At 61.1% G+C, this 24,802-nt stretch carries 17 protein-coding genes, 1 tRNA gene, 1 pseudogene and 1 CRISPR repeat array (1 of these 20 running past the window's edge); of the genes and pseudogenes, 12 read left to right on the top strand and 7 right to left on the bottom strand.

All coding sequences use genetic code 11. The features are described 5' to 3' along the window. Position 1: 1 nt before the first annotated feature. The 4 genes from CUTER_RS08610 to uxaC form a co-directional block, all read right to left on the bottom strand. Positions 2-517, bottom strand: coding sequence for a gluconokinase (locus tag CUTER_RS08610; protein WP_047260080.1), 516 nt, complete (start codon positions 515-517; stop codon positions 2-4). Positions 518-714: 197 nt separating this feature from the next. Then, complete coding sequence (locus CUTER_RS08605; RefSeq protein ID WP_236684706.1) at positions 715-2,811, bottom strand: cytidylate kinase family protein; 2,097 nt, start codon at positions 2,809-2,811, stop codon at positions 715-717. 166 nt (positions 2,812-2,977) lie between these two features. Next, positions 2,978-4,366, bottom strand: coding sequence for a mannitol dehydrogenase family protein (locus CUTER_RS08600; protein WP_047260079.1), 1,389 nt, complete (start codon positions 4,364-4,366; stop codon positions 2,978-2,980). After that, positions 4,363-5,769 (bottom strand): glucuronate isomerase, encoded by a 1,407-nt coding sequence (gene uxaC, locus CUTER_RS08595; protein ID WP_047260078.1) that lies wholly within the window; start codon positions 5,767-5,769, stop codon positions 4,363-4,365. The genes CUTER_RS08600 and uxaC overlap by 4 nt, the downstream gene beginning before the upstream one ends. A 144-nt stretch (positions 5,770-5,913) precedes the next feature. Here uxaC and gntP point away from each other — a divergent pair, with 144 nt between their 5' ends. Then, entirely contained in the window at positions 5,914-7,272 is a 1,359-nt protein-coding gene (gene gntP / locus CUTER_RS08590; protein ID WP_047260077.1) for a gluconate permease GntP, read from the top strand. A gap of 45 nt (positions 7,273-7,317) precedes the next feature. Here gntP and CUTER_RS08585 read toward each other — a convergent pair whose 3' ends face one another. Together CUTER_RS08585 and CUTER_RS08580 are read right to left on the bottom strand one after the other, a co-directional pair. Further along, on the bottom strand, positions 7,318-8,406 hold the full coding sequence (locus tag CUTER_RS08585) for a LacI family DNA-binding transcriptional regulator (RefSeq protein ID WP_047260076.1): 1,089 nt from the start codon (positions 8,404-8,406) through the stop codon (positions 7,318-7,320). A 459-nt stretch (positions 8,407-8,865) separates the two neighbouring features. Further along, positions 8,866-8,938: transfer RNA gene (locus tag CUTER_RS08580), tRNA-Lys, on the bottom strand. 400 nt (positions 8,939-9,338) lie between these two features. Here CUTER_RS08580 and CUTER_RS08575 point away from each other — a divergent pair. After that, positions 9,339-10,523, top strand: coding sequence for a L,D-transpeptidase (locus tag CUTER_RS08575; protein ID WP_047260075.1), 1,185 nt, complete (start codon positions 9,339-9,341; stop codon positions 10,521-10,523). A 78-nt stretch (positions 10,524-10,601) separates the two neighbouring features. Here the strand turns inward: CUTER_RS08575 and CUTER_RS08570 are convergent, their stop codons facing one another. After that, a complete protein-coding gene (locus tag CUTER_RS08570; protein WP_047260074.1) occupies positions 10,602-11,948 on the bottom strand; it encodes an MFS transporter in 1,347 nt (448 codons plus the stop codon). A 170-nt stretch (positions 11,949-12,118) separates the two neighbouring features. Here CUTER_RS08570 and CUTER_RS11120 point away from each other — a divergent pair, with 170 nt between their 5' ends. The 10 genes and pseudogenes from CUTER_RS11120 to cas2e all read left to right on the top strand — a co-directional run bounded on the left by CUTER_RS11120 (position 12,119) and on the right by cas2e (position 23,825). Next, the gene (locus tag CUTER_RS11120; protein ID WP_201775032.1) at positions 12,119-12,964 is read left to right on the top strand and encodes a helix-turn-helix transcriptional regulator; all 846 of its coding nucleotides are present in this window, start codon (positions 12,119-12,121) and stop codon (positions 12,962-12,964) included. Between the two features lie 80 nt (positions 12,965-13,044). Continuing rightward, on the top strand, positions 13,045-14,511 hold the full coding sequence (locus CUTER_RS08560; protein ID WP_144412297.1) for an alpha/beta hydrolase domain-containing protein: 1,467 nt from the start codon (positions 13,045-13,047) through the stop codon (positions 14,509-14,511). Between the two features lie 141 nt (positions 14,512-14,652). Then, positions 14,653-17,511, top strand: a complete 2,859-nt coding sequence (locus CUTER_RS08555) for a CRISPR-associated helicase/endonuclease Cas3 (protein ID WP_047260072.1) — start codon at positions 14,653-14,655, stop codon at positions 17,509-17,511. A 115-nt stretch (positions 17,512-17,626) separates the two neighbouring features. Then, a complete protein-coding gene (gene casA, locus CUTER_RS08550; protein WP_047260071.1) occupies positions 17,627-19,327 on the top strand; it encodes a type I-E CRISPR-associated protein Cse1/CasA in 1,701 nt (566 codons plus the stop codon). Further along, positions 19,305-19,955 (top strand): type I-E CRISPR-associated protein Cse2/CasB, encoded by a 651-nt coding sequence (gene casB, locus CUTER_RS11395; protein ID WP_082121333.1) that lies wholly within the window; start codon positions 19,305-19,307, stop codon positions 19,953-19,955. The genes casA and casB overlap by 23 nt, the downstream gene beginning before the upstream one ends. 69 nt (positions 19,956-20,024) lie before the next feature. Continuing rightward, the gene (gene cas7e, locus CUTER_RS08545) at positions 20,025-21,155 is read left to right on the top strand and encodes a type I-E CRISPR-associated protein Cas7/Cse4/CasC (RefSeq protein ID WP_047260070.1); all 1,131 of its coding nucleotides are present in this window, start codon (positions 20,025-20,027) and stop codon (positions 21,153-21,155) included. Between the two features lie 3 nt (positions 21,156-21,158). Continuing rightward, a complete protein-coding gene (gene cas5e, locus CUTER_RS11390; RefSeq protein WP_082121332.1) occupies positions 21,159-21,863 on the top strand; it encodes a type I-E CRISPR-associated protein Cas5/CasD in 705 nt (234 codons plus the stop codon). Further along, positions 21,864-22,538: a type I-E CRISPR-associated protein Cas6/Cse3/CasE gene (cas6e, locus tag CUTER_RS11385; protein ID WP_082121331.1), complete on the top strand. Its 675-nt coding sequence runs from the start codon at positions 21,864-21,866 to the stop codon at positions 22,536-22,538. It abuts the gene before it with no gap. 7 nt (positions 22,539-22,545) lie between these two features. Next, a pseudogene (cas1e, locus tag CUTER_RS08540) lies at positions 22,546-23,487 on the top strand (type I-E CRISPR-associated endonuclease Cas1e). Beyond that, a complete protein-coding gene (gene cas2e, locus CUTER_RS11380; RefSeq protein WP_082121330.1) occupies positions 23,484-23,825 on the top strand; it encodes a type I-E CRISPR-associated endoribonuclease Cas2e in 342 nt (113 codons plus the stop codon). The pseudogene cas1e and the gene cas2e overlap by 4 nt, the downstream one beginning before the upstream one ends. A gap of 100 nt (positions 23,826-23,925) precedes the next feature. Then, positions 23,926-24,802: direct repeats of the CRISPR family, unit length 28 nt; unit sequence GTTTTCCCCGCGTAAGCGGGGATGAGCC (it continues 311 nt past the right edge of the window).

Genomic DNA, 24,802 nt, shown 5'->3' with positions numbered 1-24,802 from the left:
GTTAGCGTTCGTTGGCCAACCAGTTGTAGGCGTTGGCCACAATGTTCTCTCGAGTGTCGTCGATATCGATGACGGTTCCGGCTTCGTCGTCGGCGAGCGGCTCCAGGGTGGCGAGCTGCGAATCGAGGAGGCTGGTGGGCATGAAGTGGCGGTCGCGGGTAGACATGCGCGAGTAGAGCAGCTCTTCGTCACCGTGGACGTGGATGAAGATGGCGTCGGGGGCGGCCTCGCGGATGCGGTCCCGGTAGGAGCGCTTGAGCGAGGAGCAGCCGATGACGCCGCCAGCCGGGTTGTCGCGCAGCCACGAACCGACGAGGCCAAGCCACGGCCAGCGGTCCTCGTCGGTCAGGGCGATGCCCTGCGCCATCTTGGCGATGTTGGACTCCGGGTGGAGGTCGTCACCGTCACGGAAGGGCACCCCAAGCCGCTCGGAGAGCATCTCGCCGATGGTGGACTTACCGGCGCCGGAGACACCCATGACGACGATGTGGACGGGAGACAGTGCGGACGTGGCCATGATGTGGGTCCTTCGTAGTAAGGGGGAGTGGCTGAAGAAAGGGGGAGGGAGCAGGGCAGATAGGCAAACGAAAACCGACCCCTGCGGCAATGGTGTTATCATACGCCGGTGGGGGTCGGTTTCGCTAGGGTTTTAGCAGAGTTGCCCTCGAAAGAGGGCAACTCCGGGGGCCTGCAGCACCGTGTCAGCAGCGAGAACTAGGAGGAGACGTTCTCCGGGTACTTGGAGCGGTACATCTCAACGATGAGCTCAGCAACCTGCTTGTACGTGGTGGAAGCGGTGTTGATAACGAGGTCGTAGGCCTCGTCGTCGGTCGGATCCCACTTGTGCAGCTTGTAGGAGATCTCGCGACGCAGACGATCCTCGATCTCACACTGCTCAGCGGCGTCCGACGCGCTGAAGCCGGTCTTGTGCATGACGCGCTCGACGCGGCGCTCCATCGGAGCCACCAGGCGGACGTGCAGGGTGCCCACCACGGAACCGAGGATGAGGGCACCATTGCGGCCGAGAATGACGCCGCCGTTTTCCACGTCGGCAAGAACCTGGTCGACGTTGCCCTGGGCCACCTGACGGTTGTGTGCCGAGTCCAGGGCCACCGCTAGGTCGGCGGTGGAGGTGCCAGAGTAGGACAGTGTGCGCATCCAACGGTTGAAGGCGGAGTCAGACAGCAGGGCGGTCTTGTCCACCTGCGACAGCTCCTTGGAGCTCATCGCCTGGTCGATGTAGTTGACGCCGAGCATATCGGCGACCATCGGGCCAATCTCGGTGGCGCCGGAACCGCGCTGACCGAACAGGGTGATGATCGGCGGGTTGTGCTCGCCGGCGCGGCGCATGAGGGTGGTGCGGCCGTCACCGGTGATGGAATCCTCGTGCACGCGGGTCGCGTCCGCGTCGACGCCCTTGGACCCAGCGATGGAGGCCTGGGTGCGGCGCTCCGTGAGCTCGTCAATGATCTCGGAGTGCTTGGCGCCACTGAGCGGGTAGAACCACGCGATGAGCGCGGCCACCACGGCGAGCACGGCCGGGATGGCACCGGTAGCGATGCGCAGGCCCTGCTCGACGTGTTCGGTGATCTCCACGCCCTGGGAGTAGCCGTACCAGCCGATAACCGCGCCGCCGAGCCAGCCGCCGACGCCCTGGCCGACCTTACGGGTGAAGGACAGGATCGAGTAGGAACCACCCTCGGAGCGGATGTTGGACTTCCACTCGCCGTAGTCCACGGTGTCCGCCTGCATGGAGAACATCATGGCGTTGGAGCCGCCGGTGCCCAGGCCCAGGAAGAACCAGGCGATAACGGCGAGGGTGTAGTTACCGCCCGGCATGACGGCGACCATCGTGTAGCCGATGATGGCGAGGATGCACGCGAGCACGTAGCCGTTGCGCTTGCCGAAGCGGCGGGTGATCGTCGGCGCGAAGGAGGCGAACAGGACCGTGCCGGCGGTCAGCGAGAGCTGAACGATGGCGAAGAAGCCGGCGTTGCCGATGATTTCGCGGACGTAGAAGATCGCGATGGCGTTGAACACGAAGTTCGAGGTGAGGAAGAACAGGCCCATGAGGAGCAGGATCTTCAGCGGCTTGTTCTGCTTCAGCATGGAGAAGGTCTGGCCGAAGGAGATCTTGCCGGCGCTACGCGGAACCACCTCGCGAGAGTTGGCGAAGCAGATCAGGTACAGGATCACGGCGATGACGGCCAGGATGATGCAGGTGTAGGTGAACTGGGTCCGGGCCTTAGAGACGTCGGACAGGTCCTGGAACTGCGGGGAGACGACCCACGCCAGCGCAACACCCGCGAGCGAGGACGCGATGGAACGCGAACCCGACAGCTTCGAGCGGTCCACCGGGTCCTGGGTCATGGACGACGCCAGGGAGCCGTAGGGGATGTTCACCAGCGAGTAGCACAGCTGGAACGCAGCGTCGAGCAGGAAGATCCACACCAGCGCACCCGTCGGCGACAGGCCGGCCGGGGTGGAGAACAGCAGGACGAACACGACGGCCAGCGGCGTGGATCCGAACAACAGGAAGGGACGCAGGCGGCCCCACTTGGTGTTGACCTTATCGGCCTGGGAACCGACGAACAGGTCGGTCGCGCCGGCCCAGATCTTCGTGATGCCGTAGATCGCGCCGGCGGCACCGGCGGACAGACCGACGATGTCCGTCATGTAGACGATGAGGAACATCGACGTCATCATGAACGACAGGTTGTTCGCGATGTCGCCGAAGGAGTACGTCAGTACTCGGTGCGAAGGCATTTGCCCATTGGCCGTGGCCTTCGCCGGGGCAGTAGTGGTTGACACGGAATTCTCCTCGTAGGGAATTACCAGCGACGCCGCGAAGACGGGCATCGAACCATTCGACGACTGCCAGGGCGACGGCGTGGACTATTCAATTCTTCTTTAGCTTTAAGGCGATGCGCCGCCGCTTCCCCCGACAGGCGGAGGCCGACGGCGGCGCTGAAGGGACCTAGTCCGTCAGTGACTCAACGTGAGCACGGATGCGGGCGAGGGCATCTTCGTTGGCAGCAAGCTCCTCGTCCAGGGCGGCGACGAGCGCAGCCACCGGATCGTCGGCCTTGCGGGCGGCGTCGAGGTCGTCGGCACGAGTGTCCTTGATCTCTTCGTTGCCACCGTCGCGCAGGAGGTAAGCGATCCAGCCGGCGATGGAGAACGCAGCCCCGTCGCCGTCGCGACCGTCGGCCAGCTCGGCCTTCATGATCGGCACGGCGCGCATGCGCTGCTTGGTGCCGCCATCAATGCCAATCTGAGCGAGGTTGTGGCGGATCCGCGGGTTCTCGAAGCGCTCGATGAGCGCGTCGCGGTACCCCGGGATGTCCAGGCCCTCGGCGGTGAGGTGGTTCGCGGCCTCGTCCCACAGGGCGTTGACGCGGGCGCGGACGTCCTCGTCACCAATCGCCTCGGCGACGGTCGCGTGACCGCGCAGCTGGCCGTAGTACGCCATGAGGGAGTGCGAGCCGTTGAGCAGCCACAGCTTGCGGTTCTCAAACTGCTCGATGTCCTCGACGAACTGGGCACCGGCCTTCTCCCAGTCGGGACGGCCGTTGGGGAACTCGCCCTCGATAACCCAGGAAGCGAAGGGCTCGGTGACCACCGGCGCCTCGTCGCGGAAGCCGGTCGCCTTCTCGACGTCGTCGATCAGGGAGTCCTCCGTGGCGGGGGTGATGCGGTCGATAGAGCTCGACGGGAAGGTGACGTTCTCCTCGATCCACGCCTTGAGCTCAGGATCAACCTCGTTGGCGAGGCTGAGCACAGATGCGCGGGCGGTGGCGCCGTTGGCTGCGATGTTGTCGCAGCTCATGATGGCCAGGCCACCGTTGCCGGCGGCACGACGAGCGGCGAGGCCGTACACAATCTTGCCCGCGGCGGTAGCCAGGGTGTCGACCTTGGTGATGTCAGCCTTCAGCGCGGCGATGTCGGCCTGGACGTCGGCGGAATCCGTGTCCAGCTTCAGGCCCTCGGCGAGGTGGTAGCCGGCCTCAGTGACGGTGAGGGTGACGGCGACGAGATCCTTCGACGCAATGAGTTCGGCCAAGCGCTCGATGTTCGCGGCCGGCTGGGCCTCGACAATGGTCTCGATGACCTCCGGAGAGTCGCTCTCACCAGAACGGGTGACGAGGGTGTACAGCGAATCCTGCGCGGTCAGCTTGTCGGACATGCGCGGGCTACGACCGGTGAACGAGCAGTAACCGAACTGCGGGTTCTTCGGATCGGCTTCCGCCTTAGCGGTGTACCACACCTGGTGGGCGCGGTGGAAGGCACCGAGACCCAGGTGCACCAGGCGGACCGGGGCGGCCGGGGCGGCGTCGTAAGTAGAACGATTCAGCGGCTGGCTCATAGCTTGAAGACCCTCCTCGGGGACGCGTCGATGAGGTCGACGATGATTTCGGCGGCGCGGTCCTCGGTGAGGCGGTGCTCGGCGACGAGGCGTGCCAGGTAGTTGGCCTCCACGCGGCGGGAGGTGTTGTGGCGCGCCGGGATGGAGCAGTAGGCGCGGGTGTCGTCGATGAAGCCGGAGTAACGGGAGAAGCCCGTGGTGCCGGTGGTGTACTGGCGGAAGCGGTTCATCGCGTCGATCTCATCGATGAACCACCAGGGAGCGCCGGCGTAAACGGCCGGGTAGTAACCGGCGAGCGGGGCGATCTCGCGCGAGTAGGTGGTCTCGTCGATGGTGAAGATGACGAAGTTGAAGTCCTTGTTCTCACCGAAAGCGCTGAGCAGCGGGCGCAGGCCGTTGGTGTACTCCATCTTGAACGGGATGTCGTGACCGGTGTCCGCACCATACTTGGCGAACGCGGACTCCGAGTGGTTGCGGTACACGCCCGGGTGCAGGGTCATGACCAGGCCGTCGTCCTGCGCCATCTCGGCGAAGCGGTAGGTCATGTTCGCCTCAAACGCCAAGGCCTCCTCGAAGGTGGCCTCGCCCTTAAGCCCCTTGTCCAGCAGGCGCTGGGCTTCGTCAGCGTCGAGCGGCGTGGTGTCGGCATTGTGGGTGCCGTGGTCAGAAGAGGTAGCGCCCGCCTCGATGAAGTACTGGCGGCGGTTACGCAGTGCCTGGAGGTAACCCTCGTAGCCCGTCTTCCCGTCGCCGGCGACGGCAATGAGCTTCTCCACGTTGGCGGCGAACTCCGGCTTGTACATCTTGGTGTACGCGTCCGGGCGGAACGTCGGCAGCATGCGGGTGGTGAACGACGCGTCGTCGCGCAGCTCCTTGTGGGGAGCCAGGTCGTCGAGCGGATCATCGGTGGTAGCCAGGACTTCGAGGTTGAACTCCTCGGCCAGCGCGCGCGGACGGAAGTCCGGGCGCTTGAGCACCTCGGAGAGCTCATCGTAGAGGTCGTCGGCGTTCTTCCCGGAAATACGGTCGGGGTTGATACCGAAGACGTGCTCGAACTCCTGCTCCACCCAGTAACCGGTGGCGGTGCCGGCGTAAAGGCCCCAGTTGGAGCAGAAGATGCGCCAGGCTTCACGCGGGTCGCACTCGTGCCCGCCGACGCCCAGCTGGCTCATCTCGTAGCCGGCCGAACGCAGCACGCGGCAAAGGTAGTGATCCGGGGAGATCAGCAGCTGCGTGGGGTTCGGGAACGGGTCGTTCGTGGTGAACATAGTCGGATCGAGGTGGCCGTGGGGGGAGATGATCGGCAAGTCCTCGACGCTTGCTAGCAGGCGACGGGCGATGTCACGAGTGCCCGGGTCGGCCGGCAGCAGGCGGTCTGGGTTCGCTGCATGTGAAGTACTCATAATTCTCATTTAAAGCGGCCTGACGACCGTGAACAATGAGTTGCATGAAGTTTCCAGCCTTTAGGTGGATGTCCAGGTTTGGGGGTACGCTCGCGGCGACCCATTGATATTACCTTTAGGTGTGGAAAGGAAGGCCCAATCGTCATGGACACCGGGCTGCTACACATTGTCTGGGTGGTTGTTGGAATCGCCCTCATGCTCGTCCTCAACATCAGATGGAAGATCAACGCCATGCTCGCGTTGCTCCTCGCCGCCGTGCTCATCGGAGTGCTCGAGGGCTTCCCGCTCATGGAACTCATCGCCACCCTGCAATCTGGGTTCGGATCCACCCTGGGATCGCTGGCGATCATCATCGTCTTCGGCGCCGTCATCGGAAAGCTCATGGTTGACTCCGGCGCCGCGGACCAAATCGCCGATACCCTCCTGCGTCGCCTCGGCGTGCAACGCGTCAAGGTGGCCATGGTCTTAGCCGGCACCATCTTCGGGCTGGCCATGTTCTACGAGGTCGCGTTCATCATGCTCGCCCCGCTGATTATCGCCGTCGCTCAGCGAGCCAATGTCTCCTTCATGAAGATCGCCATCCCCGCGGTCGCCGCCACCACCACCGCGCACTCCGTGTTCCCGCCGCAGCCCGGACCCATGGCGCTAGTGGACAGCTACGGCGCCGACATCGGCATGGTCTACATCTATGGCGTGGTCGTGGCTATCCCGACGGTCATCGTCACCGGCTGGTTGCTGCCGAAGTTCCTCGGCAACCTCGACTACCCGGTCCCCACCCTGTTGCAGGCTGAAAACCCCGTGCCGGAAGAGGAGCGCCCGTCGTTCGCCGTGTCCATCTTCGTTCCTCTCATCCCGGCCATCCTCATGGTCGGCGCCACGCTTGCCAACATCTGGGTCACCGAAGGCACTACTGCCTACACCATCGTCAACTTCTTCGGTTCCTCGCTCATCGCGGTATCCGTGGCCATGATCGCCGGCTTCTACTTCTTCTCCATCCGCACCCGTCGTGGCATCAGCTGGGCGATGGAATCCTTCGACTCCGCCGTGAAGTCCATTGCCATGGTGGTCCTCATCGTCGGCGCCGGCGGTGCGCTCAAGCAGGTCATCATCGATACGGGCATCGGCGAGTACATCGGTGGGCTCATGACCGCCACGGCGGTCAGCCCCTACCTCATGGCCTGGCTCATCACGGTCCTCATCCGCTTGGCCACCGGCCAAGGGGTGGTGTCCGCGATGACCGCAGCCGGAATCATCGGCGCGGCGCTCATGGATCCTGCTTCCGGGCAGCTCGTCGGCGTCGACCCGGCGCTGCTCGTTCTGGCCACCGCCGCCGGCTCCAACACGCTGACCCACATCAACGACGCGTCGTTCTGGCTCTTCAAGGGCTACTTCGACCTCTCAGTCAAGGATACCCTGAAGACCTGGGGCTTGCTGCAGCTATGCAACTCCCTCGTCGGCCTGGCCGTCGTCCTCGCGCTGTCGGTCGTCGTACCCGGCGCCTAGCCCCGTGCTCAACAAAGCGGTGTTGACCCCGCGGCGTCGACGCCGCTAGACGTGGCGCAGGGTAGAGCCGCGCAGAATCATGCGGGTGGGAAGGATACGCGGCCGGGCGATTTGAGGCTTGAGGCCCTTCGCGAGGGCCATGGCGTTCGCCGCCGCCACCCGCCCGACGGCGCGCAAGGGGCCCGCCACCGTCGTCACCCCGGGAGAAACCAGGGTGGAGACATCGGTGTTGTCGTAGCCGGCGACGAGCACATCCTCCGGGACGTCGAGGCCCTGTTCTTGAGCCTCGTGGATGAAACCAATAGCGACGATGTCGTTGTAGCACAGCACCGCATCCGTCGGCTGCTTGCTCCAGGCCGTGAACGCCCGCTGCCCGCCGCGGATGGTGGGCTCGTCGACGCGCATCTGCTGGAGCGTGACGTTGCGCATGGCGCGAATCATGCTCGGATTGAGCACCGGGTTCGCCGCGCGCTGGCCCAGTCCCTCGAAAGCCTGATTCGGATCAGTGCTGCCGACGGCGTCGAGCAGCCCCCGCCACCTCAACCCGTCCGCCCAGGAATCGAGCGGACCCGCCAGGTAGGTGATGGAGCGCGCCCCCTGTTCCACCAGGTGCGCCGCCAGCCGAATGGTGCCCGTGTAACTGTCGATGAGGACACTCGGCACCCCGGGAACGGGTCGGTTGATGACCACGGTCGGGATCGTCCGGGCGATCTTTTGAATATCCCCATTCGCCAGCCGCGACGAGGCCAAAAGCAGCCCGTCGACGAGGGGGACCATCCGCTCCACAGCCAGGTGAGCGCTGGGCAACGACTCCCGAATGTCGGCCGTGAGCACCACCATCTTCTCGACGGCGGCAGCGTGGTCGCAGCCGCTGCGGATCTCCTGGAAGAAGGGGTTCGTGGCGTCCGCGATAATAAGGCCCAGCGTCTTGGTGGGCGGGCGCGAATCCGAAGGGTTAGCGGACTTCGTTGCCAGTTTCGTGCGGTAACCCAACTCGTTAGCGGCGTCGCGGATTTTTTCGGCCGTGGCGAAAGAAACCCGGTCAGGCCGGGAGAAGGCGCGCGACACTGTCGACGCGGAGACCCCTGCTTTGGCCGCGACGTCGTAAATCGTGATGGACTTCTCCGTTGCCATAACTTTTATCCTACGGGTCGCGTGGGTGGCCCGGATACCGAACGACCTGCGAGCATGTGCCGCTAGTATGCGCAGTCGCTATTCGAAGCCCATGACACCGGTGCGGCCCGCCCGGGTCACCGGCTTACGGAACGCCTCGTTACGCCCGCTCGTCACGAGGGAGAAAGTCATCGACGCAAAACAAAATACAATCAGTTTCGTATGCTAGCGAAAGTAATTAAGCCGAATAGGGTAGTTGCGATGAAGGTGGAAGGCTCGGTGTGGTGGTGAGGCGGCGGGGATAGGGTGGTGGCGGCTCTCGAGCTTGCCGAAAAGCTGAGCGAGGGTAGCCGACGGGGTAGCCCAGAGCGCCGGCAGTGAAGTGTGACTAAATTGTTACCAGCGGTGTGAGCTGCGCTGTGTGCCGGATGGCGGGAAGGGGAAAGCCCCGGTAGCTTGGGCTACCGGGGCTGTAAGTTGTGCGCCATCAGGGACTCGAACCCCGAACCCACTGATTAAGAGTCAGTTGCTCTACCAATTGAGCTAATGGCGCTGATGTTGTTGACTGGCTTTCGTTCTTGCTGCCTGCCGTGCAACGAGAAAGAATATTACTTACGCGGGCAGGATGTGCAAAATCGCCTGGTAGTAGGCGGTTTTTGTATCAAGCGCGAGGGGTGCTCGCCGGGTTCGTGTGTGGTGTGCGGTCTCGTTGCGTGGTCGGTGTGGTGCCGGCATGGATCCGTTGCGGGCGCTGGCGCCGTCGTCGTGCGGTTGGTGACGCGTCACAATGTGTTAAGGTGCCTCTTACACGGTGTTTCAGTAAGCCCAAGCGCACTTGTCCGGACACACCGCGGTGCTTAAGGTAAACGACGTCATCACGCCCCGAAACGTTGAGTGGCGCGAGAGAGGAAATGCAAGTGAAACGGAATCCTTCTGGGGGCCGCAGCCGCACCATGGGTTTGACGCGCAAGAACTGGGTCAAGGTTGCCGCGGCCTCGACACTGTTGGCAGTCGCAGGGGGCACCCTCACCGCGTGCAGCATTGACGGGGTAGGGGCCACGCCGGACAGCGATGCCGTCGCCGAGGAAGCCAAGCCGGTTCTGACGTGGAACGTCAAAGACGGCGCCAAGGAGTACAACCCGGCGGAGCCGGTAACTCTGAGCGTGGTCGATGGCACCATCATCCGCGCGGAAATGGTTAACGAGGAAGACAAGGTCGTCGAAGCGAAGCTCAGCAGCGACGGCACCGAGTGGACCACGACGGAACCGCTGGGCTTCTACCGCACCTACACCCTGACCGTGGAGACCTCGGACGGAGCGAAAGAAACCCGCACCTTCTCTACGGTTGAGCCGGCCGGCACGTCTGCCCTGGGCCTGGGCCCGGTGGCGGGGAGCACTGTCGGCGTGGCTAAGACCATCGACTTTTACTTCGGTAGCGCCGTCACGAATAAGGACGCCGTGGAGGAAGCCATCACCATCGAGACCTCCAATGACACGGTGGGTGACTTCATCTGGCTCGATGATCTCACTCTGCGCTGGCGGCCCAAGGAGTTCTGGCAGTCGGGTACCGAGGTGAGCGTCGACGCGGACCTGTATGGTCTGGAGATCTCCGACGGTGTCTTCGTCGACGACGACTACTCGACCAACTTCACCATCGGTGAGGACGTCCGCGCCGAGGTGGATGACGCGACCAAGACCATGAAGGTGTTCCGCAACGGGGAGCTACTGCGCGAGATTCCGGTGTCGCTCGGCCGGGATAACTCCACCTGGGCCACCCCCAACGGCATCTATGTGGTGGGTAACGAGAACACGTCGATGATTATGGACTCGACCACCTTCGGCCTGGCCTACGACCAGGGTGGTTACCGCACCCCGGTTCAGTACGCCACCCAGTTGTCCTACTCCGGCATCTACGTCCACGGTGCGCCGTGGTCCGTGTGGGCCCAAGGGTCGCAAAACACCTCCCACGGCTGCGTCAATGTCTCCATCGAGGACGCCGCCTGGTTCCAGGAGGTCGTCAAGCTGGGCGATCCGGTGACGGTGAAGAACACCGTCGGCGGCACGCTGCCGGGCTATGACGGCCTCGGCCAGTGGAACTTGACCTGGGAGCAGATCCAGAACAACGACGTCGGACTGTAACCTCTCTGCGTCTTTTGCACCAACGAAAAAGCGCCCGTCGGCTCCGGCCGGGGGCGCTCTTTCTTATCCGTGATTGCCTTAGACGATGACGGAACCGCGGGTCTCCTTCGTGGTGAAACACGCGATGATGCCAAGTGTCATCATTGCCGAGGTGAAGGCGAGCACCGGGACCCACCCGAAGGCCCCCGGGCGCACGAGGATAGCCGAGATCATGGGGGTGAACCCGACGATGATGTTGCCGATCTGCGTACTCACGGCGTAGCCCGCCATGCGCACCTCGGTGGGGAACAGCTCCGTATACAGCGATGCTTGGACCACATTGCCGCCCGTGGCCACCAGGCCCACGATGGTGAACATGACGGCGATGAACCAGCCGTTTTGGGTCTGCAACGCGTAGAACATCACCGGGAAGAGCAGGACCAGCGCGATCATCGAGGTCAGGTACACGGGGCGCCGACCGATGCGATCGGACAGCGACGCCCACGCCGGCTGCACTGCCAGGCCAAACACCATGGATCCGGTGGCCAGCGCCAACAACACGTTCTTTTCAATCCCCCACTGGGTGGTGCCGTAGTTGAGGGCGTAATTGCCTAGCAGGGTGCCGGTGATGGCGTACTGGCCCATGCAGATGACCCGCAGCACAGACCGCCAGTGGTTGGCGAACAGGTTGCGCAGTGACGTATCCGGCGCCTTCGCATCAGTTCGGTCTGCGGCTTGCCCGTCCGGGGCCTCGACGGGGCTGGTCGGCGTGGTGATGGGATCACTGACCTTGGAACGCACCCACAGGGCGTAGAGGATGATGGGGATCGCGATGAAGTAGGGAATGCGCCAGCCGATGCCGAAGAGGAAGGAATCGTCGCCGGAGAAGGGGATGAACGCACCGAGGGCAAGCAGCTGGCCGAGCGCCAAGCCGTGCATCGTGAAGGCGGTGAAGTGGCCGCGTCGCGCCGGCGGAGCCCACTCGGATGTGAGCGTATTGGAGCCGGCTTGTTCGCCGCCGGCGCTGAAGCCCTGAATCAGCCGCATGAGCAGCAGAATGATGGCCGCAGCTGGGCCGATTGCCTCGTAAGAGGGCAGGAAACCGATGACCATGGTGGCGAATCCCATGAGCCCGAGCGTGAGGTAGAGGGTGTTCTTACGCCCCCACGTATCGCCGAGGTGACCGAGGACGACGGCGCCCAGCGGACGCGCCAGGTAGGCGACGCCGAAGGACCCGAGGGAGGCGATGGTTGCCAGCTGCGGGTTATCGGCCCCGCCGAAGAAAACGACGGGGAAGATCAGGGCCGACGCGGTGCCGTAAAGGCCGAAGTCGTAATACTCGGCGAGGGCGCCGAAGAAGCCCGACTTGGCGGCCTTTTTCGTCTCGGCAAGGCGGATGTCTTCGGGAAGGTCGTCGACGTGTGTCGCGGTATGGACGGTGGCCATATCGGTATCCCTTCATGTTCTAGAGCTGATGTTGTTTCACACTCTAAGCCGGGCCCAACGTGACGTATATCGCACCGGCGGGCGAGAAACGTCCGCGAAGGCGACAGCAGACTAGTCTCCTCATGTCATACTGAAGGCGCCGTCATTCGACCATCATCGGGAGGTTGTGTGTGAAATCCACGGAGGTGAGCAGCCGGCTCGTTGCCGCTATGGAAGATCTCGACGGTTTCAAGGACGCTCGCGACGTGGCACGCTACGTTGTCGCCATGTTCCGCGACTTTGTGCCTGGCGCCGATGCCCTCGCCGTTCACGTGCGGATTCCCGGAACGCATCAGTTTCTCTGCCTCGGGGCCATGGGTTTCCCGCAATATCCGGACACGCTGTTGACCACGGAGGACTCCGCTTTCGGGGATCTGCTGGGCACCAGGGACGTCATCCAGGCCCGAAACCGCTGTGAGTTGGTGGAGTTGGTGAACATGCCGGATGACGGCTCCGAATCCTATAAGCGCCACCTCCACGCCCACCGGCTGCGCGCCGACGCCGCCCACCGCAGCCTGCTCATTCAGCCCCTGACCTCGAAGGATGCTCACGTAGGATGCGTGTGGATCGAAAGCTGGACGACGTCTCGGCCGCCGACCCGCTCCGATCTCGATCACACCGCGCTGGCCGCCCGCGTCGCCGCCCTGGCGTTTCGCCACTGCGACCACGCGACGGTGAAAAGCGCTCGCGGGCTCATGGAACGCCGGCCGTTCACCGACGCCGAGGCCGCCGCTGATGACCCCGCCCCCAGCGGATCTAGCGTTTCTGCGGCGCCCTCCTCGATAGTCCTTAGCCTGCGGGAAAAGCAGGTGCTCAGGCTCATCGCCTCGGGATTGACTAACCGGGAGATTGCGCGGGACCTGCGGATTTCCGAGAACACCGTGCGCACGCACCGCCGTTCACTCATGAGCAAAGTGGAGGCTCACAATTCGGCTGAGCTGCTCACCCACGCCCGAGCGGCACGACTATTGGATTAGTCTCGCATGCTCCGTAACGCCGCATTAATCACCCCGGAAGGTGATAGTTAAAGAGCCGACGCCACCCTAACCTTGAGGGCATGACGTACACGATTTCCGCACCTATCGTCACAGGCCCGTTGCCGGTGACAGCCACCAGCTACCCCTTCTCCACGGCCGCCCGGTCGAGGCGCCCTTTGGATCTCTCCCGCTTCGGCTTCGTCGAGGAAGAATATCTCATCACCGGGGACGCCGGTGTCTACGAACGCCGCGACGACGCCGTCGAGCGCATCGACCTCGAACCCTACGTGACGCGGGTGTTGGTTCGTCGCCCGCAGGAACAACCGAGCGGCACCGTGTGGATGTCGGTGCTCAACGCCTCCCAGGGATACGACATTGAGGATGATTGGCGCAGGGCCTGGAACTACATCATCGGCCAGCGAGACACCTACGTGGCGGTAACCGCCAAGCCCATCCAGGCATCCGCACTGCGCCAGTTCGACGCCCTTCGCTACCGCGACCTGCGCTTTGGGTACCAGCCCCCGCTTCTCGACGCCGAACCCGGCTGGGACCCCTTCCAAACCCTTGCGGACTGCGAAGAGGGGCTCGCCTGGGACATTCTCGCCCAGACGGCGGTATGGGTACGTAGCGGAGGCGTGGGGCCGACGCCTGACCACGTGTTCCTCATGGGGCAATCCCAATCGGCGGTGTACACCAATACCTTCCTCACCTACTTTCATGACCTTCTGCGTGACGGCGAAGGCGCGCACCTTTTTGACGGCTACCTGCCCGGCGTCGGCGCCACCCTGGTTCGTTCCCTGCACCAGCGGGAGCAGCAGCGCAACCCGCTCGCTTTGGGGGACGCGGGTGGGTCGTTTAGCCCGGAGAAGGTTCCGGCCGCGCAGATCGATGTGCCGGTCATCTCCGTCACCTCGGACGGGGACACGTACCTTTTCCCGGGCGGTGCGGACACCTTCGCTGACGGCGACGGTCCGCTGCGCCGGCATTGGCACATCGCCGGCAGTCCTCACTCGGATGCTCGTTCTTCTGTCATTCCGGACAACGACGAGGTCCTGGCCGCGCACCGCCTGCCGCGGGTCATGGACCAGGCGTTCGTCGAGGGCTTGAACGTTCTTCCCATCGAGGCGGCCATCACCGCCTCGATGACCGCGCTCAAGCGGTGGGTCACCGAAGGCATCCCGGCCGCGCCCAGCGCATTCTTCGATTCGGCAGACGGCCGGTTCCTCAACGACGGGCCGACGAGGGCCGGTGGCGTGCGCTTCGGGATGGTGGCCAACCCCATCGCGGATTTTCACGGCGCGCAGGCAACAAACCCGGTCATCGGCGCCATGACGCTGCACGACCGCGATGAGGTGCTGCGCCGATTCCCGCGCGAGCAGGACTACCTCGACGCCTGCGATCTTGTCGATGACGCCCTTGAGGAGCAGGGCTACCTCGACGCCGACGGACGCCGCTTGCTCCGCGCCGTAGAGCGCGAGTTATGGGCCCGCGTAGTCGACGGGCAGCCGGCGCTGGAGGTGACTCCGCAGGAGCCGATCTGGGGCTGATCGTACGGGCCTCAAATAGGGGTTAGAGGCACCCTGGATGAGGCCCTCGTCCGATAGCAAATTCGAAAAACCGGGTGCGGGTGTGTGAACGGGTTTGTAGTCTGAGCACAACAACCACAAACAGGCTGATAGGCACACCCGTTGAACAGTCCCATCGCATCCCAAGCAGAACGCTGGCTCGCGCAGCGAAGCACCCGCGCCCGATCCTTGTGGGCGAAGTCCGGAACGTCGGAGGCGCACCTGAGCCTGGTGCAGCATCTAATCGACACGGCCTGCGTGGCTGAATGGCTATGGACCAACTGGGTATCGGATTCCTTGGCAGCTACGCTGAGCCGCCTGTGGAACCTGGAACCCAGCGCGGTCAAACGCCTCTACTGCTTCCTGGCGGGAACCCATGACGTGGGTAAGGCGAGCGTCACCTTCGCGCTCATGCGGGAAGATTTAGACCATCTTGTCGCACCCATTCGCAGCGCGGGACTGTCCTTGACCTGGCCGATGGGGGAGGGGCCGGGCAGAAAGTTCCCGCACGGGTTAGCCTCGGCGCTCATCCTTCGAGACTGGCTGGAGGACCGGAAAGTAAGGAAATCCGTGAGCGTCCGGGTTGCCGCCGTCGCCGATGCGCACCACGGATTTCCCACCTCAATAGAGTTGTCACGGGCGTTTCGAGGACACCTGGAGGATTACGATTCCGCCTGGTTGGCGGTTCATCGTGAAATCCTCGATTCGATGGCCGAGCTGACGGACGTTGACGCCGTGCTTGAGCAAGTGAACAACGCCGAGGAGCCGCCCTATGGTGACGCCGTCCAGCTCATGACCGGACTGGTCATCATGGCCGACTGGATGGCCTCGAACGAGCTGGCCTTCCCCTACGACGAGGTGATGGCCCACCCCGAGCGCCTTAACCGGGGGATGGAATACATCGACGTCCCGGCTCCCTGGCGGCCGCGAGAGGTGGCCGACGACGCCCGCGCCCACTACCAGGAGATTTTCCAGTGGCCGGACGACTATCAGCCGCGGCCCGCCCAGGTTGCCGCAGTCGAGGCGGCGCGGCGGCTGGATGGTCCGGGGCTGATCGTCATCGAGGCTCCGACCGGGGAAGGGAAAACCGAGGCGGGGCTAGCGGCCGCCCACGTCATCGGGCATCGAAGCGGGGCACAAGGCGTCTTCCTCGGAGCGCCCACCATGGCCACGGCGAATGGGCTCTTTGAGCGCACCGTCAACTGGGCCCGGAGGTCTTCGCACAGCGGAGAGGTCATGTCCATGTATCTGGCTCACTCCAAAAACCGGCTATCCAAGGATTTCTCGGCCCTACGAACTCCGCATTCTCAGGTGGGATACCGGGACATCGGCGGTGACCACGCTTCCGACAACCGGGACTCGGGAGCAGTCGTAGCGGCCCAATGGCTATCCGGGAGGAAGACCGGAGTTCTGTCCGACTTCGTGGTAGGAACCGTAGATCAACTGCTCATGCTGGCACTGCAGTCTCGTCATTCCATGCTCCGTCACGTAGGACTGGCAGGCAAAGTCATCATCATCGACGAGGTCCATGCCTATGACGCCTACATGTCCCAATACCTCTACCGCGCTTTGCAGTGGTTGGCGCGTTACGGCGCGTCAGTAATCCTCATGTCCGCCACGTTGCCACCGGCACAACGTCGCAAGCTGTTGCACGCCTACGCCGTGGAGCTCAGCGAAACCGCGGAAGAAGCGGTAAGCGATGCCGCCGCCGAAACAACCGGCTATCCCATCATCACCAGCGTGGACCGTCGGGGCGTAAGGGCAATAACCTGTCCGCAACGCCCCACGGACCTCGACGCCACAGTAGAGCTCATCGACGACTCACTCGAGCTTCTACGCCGGCGAGTGACCGAGCTTCTGAGCGAGGGAGGCATTGGGCTAATCATCTGCAACACCATCGCACGCGCCCAGAACACTTATTCCGCACTAACGGCCGAGTTCGGCGAGGATGTGGAATTGCACCACGCCGGGTTCGTTGCCGCCCAAAGAACCCTCAAGGAAGACGTCCTAAGAGATCAACTGGGACCGCTTGCCCGGAGGGGAGTGGGCCGACCGCTGAGGAAGATCGTGGTAGCCACGCAGGTGGCGGAACAAAGCCTCGACATTGATGCCGACGTACTCATCACGGACATAGCGCCCATCGACCTCGTAATCCAGCGCGCCGGACGGGTACACCGCCACCAACGGCCGGCGACGGACCGACCAAACGCTTTACGAAAGCCCGCGATCCTTATCCGCGGCATAGAACGCCGAGAGCCGACACCAACGTTCGACGCCGGGACCCTGGCGGTGTACGGAGAAAAACTCTTGCTCGCTACGTTGGCGAATCTTCCAAGCCGGTTCCGGCGACCCGATGACATCGAGGACCTCGTTCGACGCGTCTACGCCGACGACCCCGGGATACCGTTCGGCTGGCACGAGCGATGGGAGGCCGCCGTGGCCGAAGACACGAAGCAGAGGGATTCAGCCGAAAGACGATCAGCTAGCTTTATGTTCCCTGCCCCGAGCCGGGCTGAAAGAATAGAAGCCCTCTTTGAGCGGATGCATTCCAACAACAACGACCTACCAGGGGCCGGAGAGGACCAACAAGGTCTTGCCCAGGTTCGTGATTCCGATCCAGCCATCGAAGTGATCGCTGTTGAGAACACCGAATACGGCTACGCGCCCGTGGGAAGTCCGGACATGGAGGTCTTAGCTGGCATGGAGCCGGACTGGAAGCAGTCCTGGGCACTGGCGGCGCACACCCTTCGTCTGCCTTCGCGGATGATCCGGGCCGACAAGGACTTCGAGGACGTGTTGACGTACCTCGAGAGGAACACCCCCGGGGAGTGGTCTAAAAACCCCTTGTTGAGGGGCCAGGTTGCATTGAACTTTGACCGAACAGGTAGCGCCGTGGTGGGTCGCTTCCGGTTGAACTACACCCAAGAGCTTGGTCTATGCGTTTCGGACGGACGCCGGAAAGAAAACGGTGCAAAAGAGTGAAAAAAGGGTTAGAGTAAAGTATCCTAAGCCAAAGAAGGCTTGAGGGGTTGCCGTCTAAGTTGTCTCTTGCATCGGAGAACGGTGTGCTTCGGAAAAACTTGAGAGAAAGGACAATATGTACTCGTTGATCGACGAGCCGTGGATCATGGTAGTGACCACGGAAGGGGAAAGGAAGATGGCCAGCCTGTGCCAGCTGTTCTCCGGCGAAATCCGGGCGGCCTACCTGCAGGGTGACTCTGCGCCGCAGAACTATGCGGTGCTGCGGCTCTTGCTGGCGATTTTCTGGCGTGCCCACTCTCCCGAAGCCAAGGTCCAAGCCGGAAGGACCTTTAGCTACGCCCGCTGGTTCGAGAAAACGCGGCGGACCCTAAGCGAGAAGGCTTGTGACGAGATAGCATTGGAATACCTAGAAAGGTACCGAGACCGATTCGACCTCCTAGACACGGAGACGCCCTTCATGCAGGTGGCTGATCTTAACACGGCCAAAGGAGAAGTTAAAGGTATCGAGACCATCGTCCCGGAGATCCAACAGGATTACTTCACTATGAGAGCAGGCTCTACAAAAGGCTCTCTCTCAATCCCGGAGGCGGCACGATGGCTTGTCTATGTACAGGCCTTCGACTACTCGGGTATTAAATCCGGAGCCGTTGGGGACCGCCGTGTTAAGGGTGGGAAAGGTTATCCCATTGGAGTCGGTTGGAGTGGAATGACAGGAGGAACGGTTGTCACTGGCGAAAACTTGTTCGAGACGTTAATTTTTAACACCACGCCGATGTGTCTCGGCTCTCTCGACGACCGTCCTGTTTGGGAACGAAGTCCGGACGGTCCAGGGCCAAGAGAAACTGTTGGGGAGAAAAGCGAACCACAAGGACCCGCTGATCTGGCAACCTGGCAATCGCGCCGAGTGCGCCTCGTTCCGGAGAGGGACAAAATTGTTGCCGTTGTACTATCTAACGGTGATAAAATACCCGAAGCCGGAGCTAACGTCTTTGGTGATCCAATGACTCCCTACCGATTCTCGAGCAACAAATCCAAAAAGAACCATGATGTGTACTACCCGCGCCCGTACGATCCGCTGCGTACCATGTGGCGTTCACTAGAAGCGCTGGTGGTCGCCGAGGGGGACGAGGGATTTAGTGCTCGTGAAAAGGCGCCCAAGCGACCAGCGACCCTCACCAACCTCGCCGCATTGGCTGACGAGGTTGATGGCATCCCCGAGCTGCTGAATATAGAGCTAGTTTCGGTGGAATACGGATCGCAGTCATCCTCGGTAGCGAATATTTTCTCGGCAAGCGTAGGTATGCCGGTAGTTTTGCTTTTGCAAAACTCCCGATACCTGCGTCGCACCGTTCGAGAAATCACTGGTTCGACGAGTGAGTGTGCAATTTTCCTCGGGCAGTACGCGGGACAAATACTTGCTGCCGCAGGAGGGGATTATGCATTTCGTCCAGTGGTGACAGACGAGTTGCTCGCGGAACTCGAGGAACCCTTCCTACAGTGGTTGACAAAGCTGGCGGAACTGCCAACATCCGAATGTCTGGACCAAAACCCGAAGATCAGAAACGCCCGGGCGAGCTGGGAGGCTACTGTACGTTCTGCAGTAGAAGAAAGGGCTAGAATCCTTCTGCGTGGTGCAGGACCTAAAGCTCTGTCGGGACGAATGGTTATAAATGGAGAAGGGGCAAGGCCCGGCATAGTCTCCGCAGGAACCTATTATCGGAACTTGCTTAAAAAGCTGGACAAGGAGCTTTCGATGACTGTGAAGGTTAATGTGAGTAGAAAGGAAAGTGGAGATGGCAAATTCAAAACAAGGTGAGAAACCGAACGGCGAGTCGGTTTTCAAAGACCCGTTGCGTACTGCAGTTAGTTCGGCTTGCAGCCGGCTGCAAGGGGCATACCTGGGAGATAAGCAATCGCCGGCCCATCACTCTTCCCGGGCCAGGCTAGCCGAACTCAGGCGAGGGGCAGGGCTGAAGCTAGAACAGAATCCGCTGGCCCTAGAATTGACGATCTATTCAACTTTCCCTGAATTTGAAGAAAATTTGGTAGGGAAGGGAGATCGGATCAGCGATTCGGAACGTGCCGCTTACTTCGCGCTCAGCCTTTTCGGTGTTCACATGCAATCAGCCACGATGCCCATGCATGTTCCGGTCAGGACATTCGCTAATGCCTGCGGTGTTCTCAGTAGCCGAAGGGAGTCATCTTCCGTTAAGCACAGAGTTGATGCAATGTTGCTCGCAAGTAGCGAAGACGCCCGGATGATCCATGTTCGTTCTCTGGTCACTCTTCTTCGTGCGGAAGAAATTGGTTTTGATTATGGCAAATTCGCCCAAGACCTCAGGGGACTCATGAACCCTAAGAAGCGCCCAAGCATCCAGCTAACATGGGGACGAGACTTTGCGCTGGGTTTCTACCGGTCCCAATCACCGCAACAGGAACCATAAAATCCTGAGCATCCTACTGAATACCTACATCCACTTCTCATCCAAAGGACGAAAGGAAGTCCACACATCATGTCCATCGTCATCGACATCCACGCGCTTCAGACTATCCCTCCCAGCCTGATCAACCGGGACGACATGGGGGCGCCGAAATCAGCAATCTTCGGGGGAGTTCCGCGCCAACGTGTCTCGTCGCAGTCGTGGAAGCGAGCCATTCGGCGGTCCTTCGAACTCACCAGTGAGGGTATGGACGTTGGCTTGCGTTCCAAGCGGCTGCCAGAGCAGATCGTGAAGCGAGTCCTTGCCAGTGGTGAACTCACCGCGCCTGAGGCGTTGGCTGCCGTCCAACAACTTTTCAAGGTCGCTAAAATTGACCTCGAAGTGGCAAAGAAGAAGGATGACGAAGCTGGCGGCATTGACGAGATAGCATACCCCACCACCAAGTATCTCCTATTTTTGAGCCCAGAGCAGATCAATCGTGCTGCGGAGGAGATTGTGGCCAAGAATGGAGAAAAATTTAAAAAGGCGGAAGCCGATGCAATTCTAGACACTAAGCATTCCGTTGATATTGCTATGTTCGGGCGAATGCTCGCGGATGCTCCAATGTATAACGTTGACGCTTCTGTTCAAGTATCCCACGCCCTGAGCGTCCATGAATCCCAACCGGAATTCGACTACTATACTGCAGTCGACGATGTGGTTGAAGACGCAGAGGAGACGGGAGCCGGGATGATCGGTACCACACAAATGATGTCCTCGACGCTCTATCGCTTCGCAACGGTGAATTTGGACGGACTTGCCGAGAACTTGGATAGCGGAGAAGCGGCAATCATTGCCGCGAAAGGTTTCATTTCCGCCTTCGCTGAGTCTCTTCCTACCGGCAAGCAGAACTCGTTCGCGCACAATACGCTGCCAGAACTTATGTATGTGGCGATCAGGGATACGCGGTCAATCTCCCTGGTCAACGCTTTTGAAGAGCCGGTAGAATCCTCCGTGGTTAATCGCAGACTCCGTGCAGCCGAGAAGCTCGCTGGTGAGGAGAGGAGCATTGAAGAAGCTTACGGTATGAAGCCGATGGCCGCTTTTGTTGTCGCGCTAAACAATTTCGGCGAGCCGTTCCATGATTTGGCCGAGAAGGTAACTATGTCAGAACTGCTCGATCGCGTTGAGTCCTTCTTGTGCGATCGTTCCGAGGTCAAGTAAGCCATGAGCTACTCTTTGTTGCTCTTGCTAAAGGGGCCGTTACAATCATGGGGTGATGAGTCACGCTATGCGACTCGTGCTACCGGCAACAGCCCTACGAAATCGGGTGTCATCGGGTTGCTAGCCGCCGCCCAAGGACGCCGGCGGGCAGACCCAATCGAAGACCTTGTATCCATGGACTACGCGGTGCGTATTGATCAATCCGGTTCTCTGCTTCGGGATTTTCAGACATCGCAGAATTGGCAGGATTCGGGTAAACTGGAAAGCAGCTTGGTGAATCGCTATTATCTTGCAGATGCTGCATTTATTGCGGCAGTGGGTTCGGAGGATAGATCTATCCTGTGTGGCATGAGAGACGCGCTTCTAAGGCCTGCTTTTCCGTTGTTCCTTGGTAGGCGTTCCTGTCCGGCACCGGTTAACCTCGATCTCGGTATCTATGATTTGCCAGTGGTGGATGCGCTGAAAGCCCATGACACGTGGTATGCATCTGAGGCTCACAAGAGAGAAAGAGGGAAGGTCGTAGAACTCCCAATTTACCGAGATGGGAAGCCTGGCGAAACCGGTGTTCTTCGTCGTGACGTTCCGATTTCCTATTCTCAGGAGGATCGCAAGTACGGTTGGCGGACGGTTGTCTATGCGGGATCGAAACGGGTTATGAACCCAAAGGGTACTGCCGTAGATCCTTTCTTTGAGGCGGTGATTTCCTAGATGGCTACCTTTAGTAAAGTTTTGCTCAATCCGGCGCGCCGTCAAGGGCGGAAGTATCTTACTAACCCTAATGCGCTTCATGCCGCTGTCATGGCCTGTTTTCCCCCCGATATTGACCAGCGTGCGGAACGTGTTCTTTGGCGTCTGGATAACAGGGGGCAGGAACATATTTTGTACATCGTGGGGCCGGAGAAGCCGACGGCGGCGCACATTGTTGAGACGGCGGGGTGGGATACTAGGCCCCAGCTCAGCGCGGACTATGATCGTTTTCTGAATCAATTGATGAGGGGTCAGGTCTGGTATTTCGAGCTCGTGGCGAACCCAACTGTCAGTCGAAGCCGTGGAAAAGGAGAACGCGGTAGGGTCACCGGCGTTATTGGTGCGGAGGGTCAGTTGGACTGGCTTCACCGCAAGGCGGAGGCAATGGGTGTCAGCTTTGGCCCACGGGAAGCTAGTACGGCCTTCGTAGTGGGTAAGTCGACCCAGCGATTCCAACGTGGGCCTGCAGACGATCGTCCTCGGGATCGCGTTACCTTGCTGACGGCACGCTTTGGTGGACAACTTGAGGTTGTGGATCCACAAAAGCTACGTGAAGCATTGGTTAAAGGAGTGGGGCGAGCCAAAGGTTATGGCTGCGGACTTTTGACGTTGGCTCAGTCTGTAGGCGAGGGCTAGATCTCCGATGTCTACTGACCCTAGCCAACAACCCTTGGACCGGCAATTGATCACGCGGATGGAGAGTCGAATCTCATTCCTGTATGTCGAACGTTCCTCGGTGGGTAGGGACAATAACGCCCTAACAATCCAGGACTCTCGAGGAACGGCGCACATCCCCGCTACGACCTTAGCGGTGCTGATGTTAGGTCCGGGGACCCGAATTACCCATAGTGCTATAGCGTTGCTGGGTGACTCAGGAGTGTCAGTTGTTTGGGCTGGCGAAAAGGGAGTTCGCTATTACGCTCACGGGCGGCCTCCAGCCAAGACTGCCAAGTTCGCTGAGGCCCACGCCCGAGTATGAGGTAATCAACGGCGACGGTTGAAGTGTGCGCGGGCGATGTACGCTTTGAGATTTCCTGATGAGGATGTCTCAGCCTTGTCGATGAATCAGCTTAGAGGGCGAGAAGGTGCCCGTATGAAGCGGGTGTATGCGTCACATGCGAAAAGGACTGGAGTGTATTGGTCTGGAAGAGTGTACGATCCGAACGATTTTGCCTCCAGTGATCCAATTAACCAGGCCTTGACGGAAGCTTCATCAGCACTGTATGGGATCGCCCACTCGGTTATTGTGGGGCTTGGATTTATTCCTTCTCTGGGAATTATACACACTGGGACTGACAGGTCGTTTGTCTATGACGTTGCTGACCTCTATAAGGCTGACGTAGCGATTCCAGCGGCATTTGATGCTGTTGCCGGAAACGACGGCTATTCCTTGTCGGTGAGGCACCGTGTGCGGGACAAGGTTGTTAGCACGAGGCTTCTTCAGCGGATGGTTCGAGATCTGCAGGAGCTTATGGATATTCCTGATACCGATGCGTTCTGCGACGTGGACCTATTTCTGTGGAATGAGCTTGAGCTGGTGGCTGCCGGTACGAACTGGAGCGGAGAAGCCGGTGATTGGAGGTGATTGTGTTGGTAGTTACCGCTGTACCGGCGGGTCTTCGCGGGGACCTGACGAAGTGGCTGATGGAACTAAGCCCGGGAGTCTTTGTGGGTAACCCTTCTGCCCGTGTACGAGATCTGTTGTGGGAACGCACGGTGAGTCTCTGCAAGGATGGTCGAGCGTTATTAGTGAAGTCGTCTAACAATGAGCAAGGGTTGGAATTCCAGACTCATCGGCACAGCTGGAAGCCTACCGATTTTGATGGCATCAAGCTGATGGTGCGTCCCGCTTCGTCGGAGCCGGCTGAACAGGATAGGAGAACTGGATGGTCGGCTGCGCGACGTCTACGTCGAGGCCGATAAGGGGAGGATCCTAGTATCCCGGCGCCGTGCCGGCGTCTGGGTGGCTACCAAGTTGTAGTAGAAGTGGGTCCACTGCTAGTATATTCGCAGGTTGGGCAGGGTTTTCCCCGCGTAAGCGGGGATGAGCCGACCACAAGCAAGCAGACCCGTGGCGTGGCGATGTTTTCCCCGCGTAAGCGGGGATGAGCCGGATCCCCCTCATGTTTCTCAAGCAGTTTACAGAGTTTTCCCCGCGTAAGCGGGGATGAGCCATTCCTGCGGCGTGTGGTGGGCGGCGGTCCAGCGTTTTCCCCGCGTAAGCGGGGATGAGCCCTTAGGGCCATCGCCAAGAGAGCGAGGGAAACTGTTTTCCCCGCGTAAGCGGGGATGAGCCCTCGGCCCCGCCGGGTTCGCGCGCGGCTATGGCGTTTTCCCCGCGTAAGCGGGGATGAGCCTCTCTAGCCATTGCCTTCCTCGATGAGTCGTCTGTTTTCCCCGCGTAAGCGGGGATGAGCCCCCCAACGTCCTGGAGATGATTTTCACCGCCGAGTTTTCCCCGCGTAAGCGGGGATGAGCCCCATGTCATCACCCACCCCCTGCCCGCGCCGTGGTTTTCCCCGCGTAAGCGGGGATGAGCCGGAATGGCCCCCAGGTGCGCACCCGGGGGCCGAGTTTTCCCCGCGTAAGCGGGGATGAGCCCCAGGTGCGGACCTGGAGCTTGCCACTGCTGGTGTTTTCCCCGCGTAAGCGGGGATGAGCCCGTGGGAAACCACCCCCCTACAGCCCGGCGCGCGTTTTCCCCGCGTAAGCGGGGATGAGCCCTGATCGATGAAACCATCGACGGGCGCGAGATCGTTTTCCCCGCGTAAGCGGGGATGAGCCCGACGAACTGGGAGCGTTTCGACCCGTCCTTGTGTTTTCCCCGCGTAAGCGGGGATGAGCCCCCAGCCGACGAGCTCCCCGAACAGGCTCAGCAGTTTTCCCCGCGTAAGCGGGGA

The sequence above is a fragment of the Corynebacterium uterequi genome (assembly GCF_001021065.1).
Lineage (GTDB): Bacteria > Actinomycetota > Actinomycetes > Mycobacteriales > Mycobacteriaceae > Corynebacterium > Corynebacterium uterequi.
Note: the sequence above shows the minus strand (reverse complement) of the source record. Positions and strands in the feature narration are given on the sequence as shown.

Excerpts from the sequence above, each read along its gene's own strand:
- CUTER_RS08585 (WP_047260076.1), bottom strand. The coding sequence starts at position 8,406 with ATGGCAACGGAGAAGTCCATCACGATTTACGACGTCGCGGCCAAAGCA.
- uxaC (WP_047260078.1), bottom strand. The coding sequence starts at position 5,769 with ATGAGTACTTCACATGCAGCGAACCCAGACCGCCTGCTGCCGGCCGAC.
- cas7e (WP_047260070.1), top strand. The coding sequence starts at position 20,025 with ATGTCCATCGTCATCGACATCCACGCGCTTCAGACTATCCCTCCCAGC.
- cas6e (WP_082121331.1), top strand. The coding sequence starts at position 21,864 with ATGGCTACCTTTAGTAAAGTTTTGCTCAATCCGGCGCGCCGTCAAGGG.
- casA (WP_047260071.1), top strand. The coding sequence starts at position 17,627 with ATGTACTCGTTGATCGACGAGCCGTGGATCATGGTAGTGACCACGGAA.
- CUTER_RS08600 (WP_047260079.1), bottom strand. The coding sequence starts at position 4,366 with ATGAGCCAGCCGCTGAATCGTTCTACTTACGACGCCGCCCCGGCCGCC.
- CUTER_RS08570 (WP_047260074.1), bottom strand. The coding sequence starts at position 11,948 with ATGGCCACCGTCCATACCGCGACACACGTCGACGACCTTCCCGAAGAC.
- cas5e (WP_082121332.1), top strand. The coding sequence starts at position 21,159 with ATGAGCTACTCTTTGTTGCTCTTGCTAAAGGGGCCGTTACAATCATGG.
- casB (WP_082121333.1), top strand. The coding sequence starts at position 19,305 with ATGGCAAATTCAAAACAAGGTGAGAAACCGAACGGCGAGTCGGTTTTC.
- CUTER_RS08575 (WP_047260075.1), top strand. The coding sequence starts at position 9,339 with ATGGGTTTGACGCGCAAGAACTGGGTCAAGGTTGCCGCGGCCTCGACA.
- CUTER_RS08560 (WP_144412297.1), top strand. The coding sequence starts at position 13,045 with ATGACGTACACGATTTCCGCACCTATCGTCACAGGCCCGTTGCCGGTG.
- CUTER_RS08610 (WP_047260080.1), bottom strand. The coding sequence starts at position 517 with ATGGCCACGTCCGCACTGTCTCCCGTCCACATCGTCGTCATGGGTGTC.
- gntP (WP_047260077.1), top strand. The coding sequence starts at position 5,914 with ATGGACACCGGGCTGCTACACATTGTCTGGGTGGTTGTTGGAATCGCC.